Origin of the sequence: Lewinella sp. IMCC34191 (assembly GCF_003390935.1) — a bacterium.
Lineage (GTDB): Bacteria > Bacteroidota > Bacteroidia > Chitinophagales > Saprospiraceae > Neolewinella.
Genome location: NZ_QNQZ01000008.1, coordinates 93,068 through 105,671, shown reverse-complemented (window position 1 = coordinate 105,671; position 12,604 = coordinate 93,068). Strand labels below are relative to the sequence as shown.

Here is a 12,604-nt window from a genome sequence, read left to right as displayed (position 1 = left end):
TATAGAAGTGAAGCTCACTAGAGCATCGCCTCAACTAAGTCGTTCAGCTTCGCCAGTCGTTTGCTGAGCTCGACATCCGAGCCGCTGTCGGCTTGGTCGCGGGCACTGCGTAGTTCACTGGCGTAGGTGAGCAGGGTCATAACTAGGCAATCCTGCTTATCGCGATCGCGATACCGGATCTGGAAATCATTGAATCGATCGTTGATTTCCTTTACCAGGGCACGCAGGCCTTCTTCCTCCGCTTCGGCTACGCGAATCGGATAAGGACGGCCGGCAATGACCACGCTGATCGGTTTATTATCGGGGGCGTTATCTGCCATGACTTAGTTGCGGTGAAGCCATTCAATACAGCGGTCGATTTCCTGAAGACAGTAGTCTATCGTCTCCTGGTGATCGCGGGTATCGGCCGGCGGTGCCCCGCCCTCCGGGGAGGATTGGGACTGCACTAGTTTATCCTTAAGCGAACTGACGACGCCGAGCTGGCGGTCAAGTTCGCGTTTCAGATTTTCGTTCTCGGTCAGCGTCGCCTCGTATTGCGCCCGTTGGCGGTCAACTTTAGCGGCAAGCTGCCGTAATTTTATTTCCAGACCGTCAATTTCTGTTGCCGGTGTCATAGTCAATTGGTGGGTAGGGCTTAAAGTTATGAATTAACGGCGAACCTCCGCGCCGAGTTGCTTGCCGAGGATCGCCTCCACCCCGGACATGACCTTGTCGACCTCCTTATCCTTCAGGGTACGCTCCGTGCTTTCAAAGAGGAAACTGACCGCGTAGCTCTTCTTACCAACCCCCAACTGCTCCTCGTTTCGGTAAACATCGAAGAGATTGATCTCGGTGATGAGCTGCTTGCCCGCCTTAGCGGCCAGCCGCTCGATATCCGCGAAACTAACTCCGACGTCTACCACCAGGGCCAGATCGCGCCGCACGGTCGGATACTTACCCGGCGTGGTCACCTGGATTGGCTTGCGGGGTAATACGCGCAACAGGTTATCCCAGTTGAAGTCCGCAAAGAACACGGTCTCCTTTACGCCGGCCCGGTCCAGAGGGACTGCGGCAACCTGACCGAAGTCAACCAGTTCCATGGGACCCTTGTGGTACCGCAGTCCGAAGTCGAACTGGTCCGAAGGGGCCTCCGCCGTACGGTAGTTGTCGACACCAAGTCGCTGAAGTACCAATTCCACGGCTGCCTTGAGCGTATAGAAGCCGGCGCGATCGTCCTCTCCCGTGCTTAGCCAACTCTCGGCGTGGCGGCGTCCGGTTAGCGTAAGACTAAGGTGGTTTATCTCCCGGTATTTTTCTCCTTCCAGGCCGTAGCTGCGCCCAAACTCAAACAGACGCAGGTCGCGCTGGCTGAAGCTATGGTTATGCCGAACGGCCTCCAGGGCGGAATACAAGAGGTCCGGCCGCATCACATCGAGGTGTACGTTGCTGGTATTATTGATGCCGATCAGGTGACTTCTGTCGTCGTAGTACCGGCTTTCCGTCAGACTGAGGGCCATCATTTCCAGGAACCCGTTAGCCGCCAGCAGATCGCCGATCAATTCGCGCAAGGCATTGGGGTCGGGCTGTGGTGCTACCACCATGGCCGTCGTGATCATGTCGGGCTCCGGAATCTTGTTGAAGCCGTAGACCCGCAAAATCTCTTCGATTACGTCCACCTCCCGCGTGACGTCGACCTTATTGGTCGGCACGGCCACGGTGAAGCTGGCTTCGTCATCTTCCCGGATGTCCATATTCATACTGCGCAGGATATTCCGTACCGTATCCCGTCCAAGATCGACGCCGATGAGTTCGCTGATACGCTGATAGCGGACCGTGATTAGTTTCGGCTCGATGGGCTCCGGGTAAAGGTCCAGCATCTTACCGGCTACCTTCCCCCCCGCCAGCTCTTGCAGCAGCAAGGCGGCCCGCTTCAGCGCGTATACGACCACGTTCGGGTCGCTACCCTTTTCGAAGATGCGCGCGGCGTCCGTCCGCAGGGTGTGACGCATACTCGTACGCCGGACCGTTCCCGCCTCGAAGTGAGCGGATTCCAGGAAAATGCGGGTCGTTTGCTCGGTCACTCCGCTGTCAGCCCCGCCGAATACACCGGCCAGGCACATGGGGTCGTCGTTTCCGTCGCAGATCACAAGGTCGTCGGCCGAGAGCTTTCGCTCCATCCCGTCCAGCGAGCGGAACACGGTCCCCTCCGCTAGTTTCTGCACCTTAATACGGCTACCGGCTACCTTATCCAGGTCGAAGGCGTGCAGGGGTTGCCCCAGTTCGTGCAGGACGTAGTTTGTTACGTCGACCACGTTATTGATCGGTCGCACGCCGATCGCATTCAGGCGGGCGCGTAGCCAGTCGGGGCTGGTAGCTACCCGTAAATTTTCGATCACCAGGCCCGCGTAGCGTGGCGCCTGGGTTGGGTCGGCAACCTGCGCGGCGGGCGCGGCAGCATCCCCTTCGGCAAAAGCCGAGACGTCCGGCTGAACGAGTGTCACCTGATCGTCCCGTTCCACGCTCAGGGCGGCGGCGAGATCGAAGGCGACCCCCAGGTGATTCGTGGCGTCGGAGCGATTCGGGGTCAAACCGATCTCGTATACGTGGTCGGTCTCCAGCTCATAGACGTCCGCCACCGGGGTGCCGGGTTCGAAAGCCCGGTCAAAAACGATAATCCCGTCGTGGTCGGTTCCCAGTCCGAGTTCATCTTCGGCGCAGATCATGCCTTCGCTTACTTCCCCCCGGATCTTTCCTTTTTTAATAGTGAACGCTTCGCCTCCGGTGGGATAGAGCGTGGTACCTACGGTAGCGACCGGCACGTGCTGACCGGCAGCTACGTTGGGGGCTCCGCAAACGATAGACACCGGTTCTTCGCGACCGATGTCGACTTTGGTCACCGAAAGCCGGTCGGCATTGGGGTGCTTCCCGCATTCGACCACGTGGCCGACGACAACACCTTCCAGCCCGCCCGGGACGGATTCCACCTTATCCATTCCCTCGACTTCCAGCCCCGTGCCGGTGAGTAGATCACTGACGCGCTCGGGCGGAAAATTCAGGTCCAGGTACTCTCTTAGCCAATTGAGCGATACTTTCATAGGCCGCAAAGGTAGCAGACGTATCGCAGAGGTGGATATTTTGCAGCGCGTAACGCCGCCCCCCTTCTGGTGAATTAAGTGTTAAACTGCCGACACGTATCCTGGGCTAGCCCGTTGCCGCATTATTATTGTAGCTGGCGCTAACCTTTATCCGCTCGTTCAGTTGAATATGAGCATTCTTCTACCACTCCACCGATGAAACGTCTACTCTCCTTACTGCTGCTCCTTCCCTGCCTGGGTATGCCGGCGCAGTCATCTTCCGCATTGCGGGTGGAGCCGGCGGAGATCAACAAGGTGATCCGGGTGGATAACATCGACGAAGATTTTGAGGATGTGTCCGCCGTAGTAGTCACGAACAACTCCGGCCGGACGATTCAATTGCTCCGGGAAAACGTCGTTCGGGAGAGTCCCCGCGCGTGGTCGTACTCGGCCCTCGACCGGGTCAGCCGGGCTACGCCCTACGTTATTTCCGACGATCCGCAGGCCGCCGGGCGGCAAATCAGCCTTAGCCCCGGCCAGTCGACCACCTTCTTCGTAGTGCTGCGTCCCGACGGTGTCGCCGGCAACGGAACGGCCGAACTTCGCTTTTCCGACCTTACCCTCCCGGGCACGGTTCTGGCTGCCGCCACCATCAACACGACCCTGACGCGTCAGGATCCTACTGCGGCGGAAGAAGCGGACGCGCGCGCCAACCCCACTACCGTTCGCTTATACCCCAATCCGGCTACCGATCGCTTTTACGTGGAAGCGCCACGGTCCGTGCGCCTTGGGCGGGTAGAAGTCACGAACACGCTGGGTCGCCGCATCAAGACTTTCTCCGCGGAATCCGGCACCGACGGTTTCGACATTGAAAACCTGCCGGACGGGCTTTATCTTATTTCTATCTACGATGACAGCGGCAAGAAGCTTCGGACTCTCCGCCTGCTTCATCGCCGGTTCGGCGCGTAAAGCCGACTATTGCTCCAGAGCGGCAATGTACTTATCCGCCTGAGCGGCTTCGGCACTCTGCCCGAAATCCATCTTGAGACGGCGGAAGGCATCCAGCGCGTTCTCGGTTTCTCCCTGGTGGCGGTAGAGCAGACCTAACTTATTGAGGTAGTAGCCTCCGGTTACATAGTTGTCACCGGCTGCGTCAACGGCCTCTTCGTAGGCATCGATGGCCGCGGCGAAATCACCCAGTTCGCTCTGGAGGTCACCCATCACGCCCATCTTCATGGTGGGCAGCAGATCGCCATCGGCGTCGAAATCTTCCAGGTAATCCAGGGCCGCTTCGTACTGGCCGAGGTTGAGGTAGCATACGGCTACGTAATAATTCGCCAGGTTACCGGCCTCGGTACTTCCGTACTCATCGGCAATCTCGAGAAAGCCGGGATAGGCCTGTCCGGGGTTGGTCAGGGCAAGGGCGAAGCTGTCCTGCTCGAACTGGTACTGTGCCTGTTGCATCTGCTGAGCGGCATTGCGCTCGGCGGGCCCGGCTATGAAAGTCTGGTAGAGGAGGGCACCAGCCACGATGAAGATCAGGGCCACGACCGCTCCGATAATCGGCTTGCGGTTGCGCTCGAAAAAGTCCATGCCCTTCTCGCGGACCTCGATAATATCGACGAGCTTATCGTCCTGCTCCTCGATCCGTATTTCCTGATTACCCTCACTGCTCCGGCCGCGGCTAGGCGTTCCGGTCGGGCGACGTCCGATATTGTTCTTTCTTGCCATAATACTCGTGATGCTGCCAACTCCACGGGGAGCCCGGCTGCTGAAAAAGTGGCGCAAAGATAAGGTAAAGCCCGCTAAGTGAGTACTATCTCCCCGGCGGAATGTCTTTGGCTTTGCGCCCCGCCTCCCCGGCGGTCCCGTTGATTACTCCCGCACTAGGTCAGGAAGGGGTAGGGTTGCGAATAGTTATCGGCGTACAGACCGTCTGCGTCCGGATAGGGGCTATCGGCGGCGAACTGAGCTGCCTCGGCGATTTCCGCCTTTACCTGATCCTTGATCTCCTTGATCTCCTCTTCGGTGGCGATGCCGTTATCGAGGATCTTCTTCTCGGTCATCTTGACCGGGTCGCGGTCCTGGTAGGTCTTCACCTCCGTCTTTTCCCGGTAGCGGGCGGGATCGGAAACCGAGTGCCCTTTGTAACGGTAAGTCTTGATGTTGAGGTAGTAGGGGCCGTTACCGGCGCGGATGTGCTCGGCGGCGCGGGAAATGGCCTCGTGTACCGCTTCCGGATCCATGCCGTCAACGGTCTCACTGGGCATCTCGAAACTATCACCCAGCTTGCCCAGGTCGGTCACGTTACTGGTGCGCTGAACGCTCGTACCCATGGCGTACCCGTTGTTCTCACAGATGTAAAGCGCGGGAACTTTCCAGGTCATGGCCATATTCCAGCTTTCCCACAGTGCACCTTGGCGGGCGGCACCGTCGCCGAACATGACGACACACAGATTCTTCGTTTTCTTGTACTTCTCGGCGAAGGCGATTCCGGTTCCGATGGGGATCTGGGCGCCTACGATACCGTTACCTCCGTAGTAATTATTCTCGCGGCTGAAGAAGTGCATCGAGCCACCCTTACCCTTTACGATGCCGGTCGCCTTGCCGTAGAGCTCGGCCATGGCCTCCTTAGTGGGAACACCGCGACCGATGGCCGTACCGTGCTGACGGTAGGCGGTCACGATTCCGTCATCTTTCGTGATCGCGCTCTCAATACCGGCCGCGACGGCCTCCTGACCGATGTAAACGTGGCAGAAACCGCGCACGTCCTGCTGGCCGTAAGCCATCAGTGCCCGCTCTTCGAAGCGACGGATACGGAGCATGAGTGTATACCATTCCAGGTACTGCTCCTTGCTGTATTTCAATTCCTTAGCTACGCCGTTCGTTTTGGCGGTCGTATTTTTTGCCTTCGGCTGGGCGGTCTTTTTTTGCGCTGTATCCATACTTCGATAGCGAATTTTCGCTCTTTTCGGGGGTTTTACCTGCTTAATATAGGCAGGGACGGGCAATCGCCGGCTGTTATTGTAGAAACCCGGCGGCTTGGTCTTAGTTTAGCAATCGTAATTGTCGGGCCGGAAGGGTTTCCGGCCCGACAAGTGTAACGCTAGCGCCCCGCGCCAATGATATAGGGAGCTCCGACCTTACGGAGTTCATCGCGTAACTCCGGGATCGTTTCATCCCGCAGGCGCTCGATCCGGGGCATCAATTCCTCCAGCTCGCTGGCCGCTATCCGCAGACTGCGCCGGTGGTTGCCGGTCGGACCGTAGGTCGTACTCAGGCCGCGGTAGCCGGTATAGAAGTGGCTGCTGATGGTCGGTGGGTTACGCTCCCCGATCTCCTCCCGGCTCGGGCTTCCGTTTACCTCCTTCTCCAGGGCCATCAATTCCTGGCGTAATTCATACAGCCGACCGTTTAGGGCACCGGGTTCCACGGAGGTTCGTTCGAGGGCGGTTTCCATCGCGGACAATTGTCCCTTGGCCTCGCTCATGAATTCCTGGACGGAAGCCAGTTGATTCTGTACCTCGATCAATTCCATCCGGTATGCCTGGTATTCCGCCGGGGCCGGCCCCTCCAGGGTAGGCTCGTGCAGCGGCTTGACCTCGAAGCTGACCGGGCCGGCCAGCTGGTTGACAGAGCCGTTCTCTTCCCTCGACAGGGTAACGGTGTATTCACCCGGAGGCGCGAGGGGCCCACTCGACCAGCGGCCTCCCCCACCCGACTGTCCGGGGCGTACGGCAAAGAAGGAAGGGTAGCGAAGGTCCCAAGTCGTACGGTGGAGGCCTTTACTATTGTTACCCTCCACTTTACGGACTACCTCCCCGTCACTGTCGTATACGGTAAGCCAGATCTTCGGAGCCATTTCGCTGGCCTCCGCGTCCAGGGCATCGTAGCCGGGGAAGGGGATGTTTTCCTCGGTATCCGCCAGCGCCTTCTCTTCCTCCTGGCGGGCCTTCTTCTTACTGGTGAATCCCTCCTTTAGATGGTAAGTGAAGGTGGCACCGAATTCCGGGTTATCGGCCGCGTATACGTTCGCGCCCACTCCGGGGTCGTTGTCGCGGGGCGAATACCACCAGGCGTCGCGCGGCTCGAACAGGTAGGCATCCTGCGCCAGATTTTCATCGGTCATCTCCCGCAGTGGACTGTAGTCATCCAGAATCCAGAAACCCCGTCCGAAGCTGGCACCTACCAGATCGTGCTCCCGCTTCTGGATCGCCAGGTCGCGAAAGGGAATGGTGGGTGCCCCGGCCAGTTTCTTCCACTCGTCACCTCCGTTCAGCGAGGTATAAATTCCGTTTTCCGTTCCGATGAAGAGTAGCTCGGGCTGCTCGAAATCCTGCACCAGGCGCCATACGAGCGTACGATCGGGAAGGCTGCTCCCCAGGTCGGTCCAGCTTTCGCCCAGGTCCGTGCTCTTGAAAAGGTAGGGGCTGAAATCCCCCGCCTTGTGGTTGTCCAGGCTGACGTAGACGGTATTGGCGTCGTACTGATCGGCCTTGACGTCATTGATGAAGGCCCGTTCCGGCACCCCCGGCATCTCGCTCACCATGATCTTTTTCCAGCGGCCGCCGCCGTCCTGCGTTACCTGCAGGATGCCGTCATCGGTACCGGCCCAGACCAGGCCTTCCTGTACGGGTGATTCGGACAGTGAGGTGATGGTATTGTAGTTTGACATGGCGCCCACGTCCCAGGCATTGTCCCAGCTTTGTACACGGCCCATGATCGGAAGCTCCAGCCGCTCTTCGTTGCGGGTGAGGTCTTCGCTGATGGGCGTCCAGTCATCACCGCGGTTGTCGCTCCGCCAGACGCGGTAGCTGGCTACGTAGAGGCGGGCGGGGTCGTGTGGGCTTACCACGATCGGCGCGTCCCAGTTGAAGCGTTCGTGGGGATCGCCTTCCCGTGCTTGGGGTTGTACCAGTACGGTCTCGCCCGTTTTCAGATCGACCCGGTGCAGGCCGCCCTGTTGGGTTTCGGCGTAGATGATGTCGGGGTTACCGGGTTCGGTGGCCGACTGGTGGCCATCGGCGCCCAGTGTCTTATACCAATCCCCGTTGAGGATGCCGGCCTCGCTATCGGTACGACTCGGTCCGCCGGTGCTGCCGTTGTCCTGCGTTCCGCCGAAGATGTGATAAAAAGGCTCCCGGTCGTCTACCGCTACTTTATAGTACTGGGTGATGGGCATGTTATCGATAAAGCGCCAGTTCTCCGCCAGATCGAAGCTCTCGTAGAGACCGGCGTCGGTTCCGATCAGCAGGTAATCCGGATCGTCCTCGCGGAAGACGAGCGCGTGGTTATCGGAGTGCTTGCGTTCTTCCTTGAGCTCGCGGAAGTTGCTTCCCCCGTCGTCGCTCACCAGCACGCGCACGTTCATCAGGTACAGGCGGTCGAAGGCGTGGGGGCTGGCGTAGAGCTCCTGATAGTAGTGCGGGCCGGTCCCGCCACTGACGGTATTGCTCATCTTGGTCCAGCTGGCGCCCTGGTTCTCGGAGCGGTACAGGCCGCCCGTCGTGCGCTCCAGCGTCACCGCGGCGTAGACCACATCGGGATTTTGCGGGCTGATCGCAATACCGATCTTGCCCATATTGGCATTCGGCAGGCCGCTGGTCAGCTTTTCCCAGGTTCTTCCTCCGTCGCGGCTCCGGTGGATGCCCGATTCGGGGCCGCTGCCCATATAGGCGGCTACGGTCCGGTGGCGCTGCCAGGTAGCGGCGTACAGCATATCGGGATTGCGGGGATCGATCATGATGTCGGTGACCCCGGTCCATTCGTCATCACCGAGGGTTTTTTCCCAGCTTTCGCCACCGTCGGTGGTCATATACAGGCCCCGGTCACCGCCGCTGGACCAAAGCGGCCCCTGTGCGGCTACCCAAACGATGTCGGAGTTTTCCGGATGCACGATGATTTCGGAGATGTGCTCCGAGTTTTTGAGCCCCATATTCTTCCACTTCTTGCCGGCGTCATCGCTGCGGTACACACCGTCGCCGTAGCCGACGTGGCGGCCGCCGACGTTCTCGCCGGTGCCGAGCCAGATGCGGGCGTTGTTGCTGGGGTCGACGGTGACGGCCCCGGTGGAGTAGCTGGCGTAATCGTCGAAGATGGGATCCCAGGTCACCCCCGAGTTCTCGGTCTTCCAGAGCCCTCCCGAACCTACGGCGACGTACCAGGTGTGCTCGTCGGTGGGGTCGAGGGCGATATCCGCGATCCGGCCGGCCACGAAGGCGGGCCCCACGTTCCGCAGGGGCATTCCGGTTATGGTTTCGTTTTTATCCTGCGCTCCGACGCAAAAAGAAAAAAGCAGAAGAAAAGGTAAGAGTAGTCGTGTTGCCATGTGATTACATTAAGCCATTAATGTAACCAATAACCTTTGCCTGGACAACGATTGCGGCGGAGCGCAGGTAAAAACCACCTCCCAACTATGCCGCATTCTTCCTGCCTCGCATCATTTCCGATCGCGATAGGCGATAGTTACAGAACAACCTTTGGCCGCCACCGGCACCTCATCATAATGACCGCGTCTAGCCCGGCCAGAAAGCCCACGCCGTCAACTGCGAAATACCTTCAAACGGAAGTCGTAACCAGCGCTTATTCACCGGTTAGAATTTCAAAAGAGGACTGATTATCCTGCTTCCCCGGGTACCTTGATTAATGATTGGCCACCTCATTAACCCGGTACACCTCCTCCATCTTTTTCCCGGCCAGGAATTCCTTGACGTGCCGCAGGCCCCGTTCGCTGAGTTCGTAGTAAGTAAGCTCCGTCAGACTGGCGGCGTGGGGGGTGATGAGGACGCGATCGTGGTTCACCAACTGGCGGACGGTATCTTCGTCGCCCTTAACCATCAGGTCACTGGCGTAGCCGGCTAGCTTGCCGGACTCGAGGGCGGCCAGCAGGGGCTTTTCCTCCACGATCTCCGCGCGGGCGGTGTTGATGAGGTAGCTACCGGACTTCATTTTTCCCAGGGCCGCCTCGTTGATCGTGCCACGGGATTCGTCGGTTAGCGGCAGGTGAAGACTGATTACGTCGGCCTTGGCCAGCAACTCATCCATCGAACGGTAGCCCTCCGACCGATCACCTTCGCTGCGGGAAGTATAGATGACGTCCATTCCAAAGACGGCGGCGCTTTCCGCTACCCGGCTGCCGATGTCCCCCTTGCCGATGAGCCCGAGCGTGAGTTTGCGTAGCTCGTGGCCCTTGTATTCCTGGCGGTAGTCGTAGTTATCCTGTTTCACTTCGCGGATGAGGCGGTACATCCCCCGTACGATCAGCAACATCAGCCCCAGCGTATGTTCGGCTACGGTAGCTGCATTTACGCCTGGGACGTTCAGCACCTGAATGCCTTTTTCGGTGGCGTATTCAACGTCGATGTTATTCACCCCTACCCCGTTACGCACGATGACCCGCAGATTGGAACAGCGGTCCATCATCGACCGGTCCACTTGTACCTGCCCCCGCACGACGATGGCCTCAATGGTATCCCAATCATCGGGCTCGTCCCCGGGTAAAACCACGTTGTAGCCTTCCTCCGGCAGCACCTCGAGCGCGCGTTCGTCGATGGGTTCGGTAATGTAGATGGTTTTGGACATTGGCGCGAATATTAGGTTTTCGGTGGGTGATAGAGCGTAGCGTCTTCAGCCTTATAACCCCGGAAGTCGTTGCGGCCGGAGACGTACAATCCCTCTTCGTAGAGTTCATCGGCAAAGATGGCGGGGTCTATCTCATCGTCCGGGAAGGAAGTAAGTTCGATCAGGTTGCCCGCCGGGTCGCGGATGAAAGCCTGCATGGCTCCGTCGGGCAGGCGGCGGACCTTGCCCCAGGGCTCGGTATCGATGCGCCCCTGCTCCTTCATCCGGTAGAAGAGCTCGCTGAAGTTGTCTACCCTTACGCAAAGGTGCCCCCGGAAGGATCGGCTGTCTTCCCATTCGCTCAGGTGCAATTGCGTGGTGTCCGTGATGCGAAAGAAGGCCGTAGGGTAATCGAATACAAAGGCAGGTACCGGCTCCAGGCCCATTTCTTTTTCGTAGAAGCTGGCGGCGGCTTCGAGATTGTCTACGATTAGGGTTACGTGGTTGATTTCGGCGATCATGGGGGGGGAGGTTGTCGGTTGTCGGGGGGGCGGGGGTCGGGTGTTTAAGGTAATACATTCTGTTTCCCGGACACTCGCAAATCTCCTTCGCTGCCGCTCGGTCACATTCCGAGGTCCTTGGGCTTTCACCTCGGGCCGAACATAGCACCTCAGAGTGTACTTGCACCTGCGAGCGTGCGGAACACGGCAGGCAGACGGGTCGGGGATCAGCATAGCACCTCAGAGTGTACTTGCACCTGCGAGCGTGCGGATCACGGCAGGCATGCGGCTCGGGAATCAGCATAGCACCTCGGAGTGTGCTTGCACCTGCGAGCGTGCGGACAGACTTACCCGACCTCCTGCCGATACCGCTCCACGAAATCCAAATCGATCTCCACGCCCAGGCCCGGTCGGTCGGGGACGCGGATGCGGCCATCGGTAACGATTGGGCCTCTCTGACCAGGTCGTAGAGCATCGGGTTTCCGCCCAGGGAATGCTCGATATAGACGGCCGAGGGGCTACTGAAGGCCAGGTGAACGCCGGCCATGAAGCTGAAGGCAGAGCCCCAGCAGTGGGGCGCGAGTTCGAGCTGGTGGGTTTCGGCGAGGGCGGCCACGCGACGGGCTTCGGTGATGCCGCCCACGATGGCACAGTCGGGCTGGAGGACGTCGACCGCTCTCGCCAGGACCAGGTCGCGGAAGTCGAAGCGGGTGAATTCGCTCTCCCCCGCCGCGATCGGCGTGGTGGTGCCCCGGCGCACCTCCGCGGTGCCGGCTTTATTGTCGGAAGTGACGGGCTCCTCGAACCAGTAAAGATCTAGATCCTCCGTCTGCCGGGCAAAGCGGCGGGCTTCGGAGACACTGAAGGTGCCGTGGGCGTCGGCCATGATGTCGATATCCGGTCCGAGGGCGCGGCGGGCCTCCCCTACCCGATCGACGGTTTCGCTTAGGGTATCGTCCATCACCCCTACGCGCATCTTTACTCCGCCGTAGCCATGATCGAGGTAGGATTTGAGTTGATCGCCAAGCCGGTCCTTATCCGCCCAGCCGCCACTGGCGTAGCAGGGCATGCTGTCGCGGCAGGCACCCCCTAACAGATCGACGACCGGTACGCCCAGGCGCTTGCCCCGCAGGTCCCACAGGGCGGTATCGATGCCGCTCAAGGCGGAAATAGTCGTCCCCCGGTTGCCGAGAATGGGAAACACCCGCCCCCGGTCGCGGGCGTAGTGTGCGCGGCTGCCGCTGTAGACTTCCTCCCACACCGCCGTAATGCGATCCGCATCCAGCCCCTCGAGCCGGGGCGCTAATTCCCGCTCAATGCAGGTCACGATGGAGGCACAGGCCCCGGTAGCACCGACCGCCGCCTTGGCCTCGCCGTAGCCGACCTTGCCGTCGGTGTCCGTGACTTCCACCAGCGTCATGTCGAAGTGGGTGAGTTGGCCGTAGTCCGACCGCCATTGCCGCCCGGCCGGGATGGGGCAGCGCAGCCAGT

The 12,604-nt window shown here is 59.7% G+C and carries 9 protein-coding genes and 1 pseudogene; 1 reads left to right on the top strand and 9 read right to left on the bottom strand.

Annotation, left to right across the window (positions count from 1 at the left end):
* Positions 1-17: 17 nt before the first annotated feature.
* The 3 genes from DRW39_RS15575 to pheT are packed head-to-tail and all read right to left on the bottom strand — an operon-like array spanning position 18 to position 3,074.
* Positions 18-320, bottom strand: a complete 303-nt coding sequence (locus DRW39_RS15575; protein ID WP_116107989.1) for a cell division protein ZapA — start codon at positions 318-320, stop codon at positions 18-20.
* 3 nt (positions 321-323) lie between these two features.
* Entirely contained in the window at positions 324-614 is a 291-nt protein-coding gene (locus DRW39_RS15570) for a hypothetical protein (RefSeq protein ID WP_116107988.1), read from the bottom strand.
* Positions 615-647: 33 nt separating this feature from the next.
* A complete protein-coding gene (gene pheT, locus DRW39_RS15565) occupies positions 648-3,074 on the bottom strand; it encodes a phenylalanine--tRNA ligase subunit beta (RefSeq protein WP_116107987.1) in 2,427 nt (808 codons plus the stop codon).
* Between the two features lie 195 nt (positions 3,075-3,269).
* Here pheT and DRW39_RS15560 point away from each other — a divergent pair, with 195 nt between their 5' ends.
* Positions 3,270-4,022 (top strand): T9SS type A sorting domain-containing protein, encoded by a 753-nt coding sequence (locus DRW39_RS15560; RefSeq protein WP_116107986.1) that lies wholly within the window; start codon positions 3,270-3,272, stop codon positions 4,020-4,022.
* A gap of 6 nt (positions 4,023-4,028) precedes the next feature.
* Here the strand turns inward: DRW39_RS15560 and DRW39_RS15555 are convergent, their stop codons facing one another.
* The 6 genes and pseudogenes from DRW39_RS15555 to DRW39_RS15530 all read right to left on the bottom strand — a co-directional run.
* Positions 4,029-4,784 carry a tetratricopeptide repeat protein gene (locus DRW39_RS15555; protein ID WP_157976154.1) on the bottom strand — a complete coding sequence of 252 codons (756 nt, stop codon included), beginning with the start codon at positions 4,782-4,784 and terminating at the stop codon, positions 4,029-4,031.
* Positions 4,785-4,939: 155 nt separating this feature from the next.
* Complete coding sequence (gene pdhA, locus DRW39_RS15550; protein WP_116107984.1) at positions 4,940-5,998, bottom strand: pyruvate dehydrogenase (acetyl-transferring) E1 component subunit alpha; 1,059 nt, start codon at positions 5,996-5,998, stop codon at positions 4,940-4,942.
* Positions 5,999-6,159: 161 nt separating this feature from the next.
* A complete protein-coding gene (locus tag DRW39_RS15545) occupies positions 6,160-9,381 on the bottom strand; it encodes a VPS10 domain-containing protein (RefSeq protein WP_116107983.1) in 3,222 nt (1,073 codons plus the stop codon).
* Positions 9,382-9,695: 314 nt separating this feature from the next.
* On the bottom strand, positions 9,696-10,634 hold the full coding sequence (locus tag DRW39_RS15540) for a 2-hydroxyacid dehydrogenase (RefSeq protein WP_116107982.1): 939 nt from the start codon (positions 10,632-10,634) through the stop codon (positions 9,696-9,698).
* Between the two features lie 11 nt (positions 10,635-10,645).
* On the bottom strand, positions 10,646-11,134 hold the full coding sequence (locus DRW39_RS15535) for a VOC family protein (protein WP_232830162.1): 489 nt from the start codon (positions 11,132-11,134) through the stop codon (positions 10,646-10,648).
* A gap of 490 nt (positions 11,135-11,624) precedes the next feature.
* Positions 11,625-12,533, bottom strand: a pseudogene (locus DRW39_RS15530) (mandelate racemase/muconate lactonizing enzyme family protein); the annotation flags it as partial.
* Between the last annotated feature and the right edge of the window lie 71 nt (positions 12,534-12,604).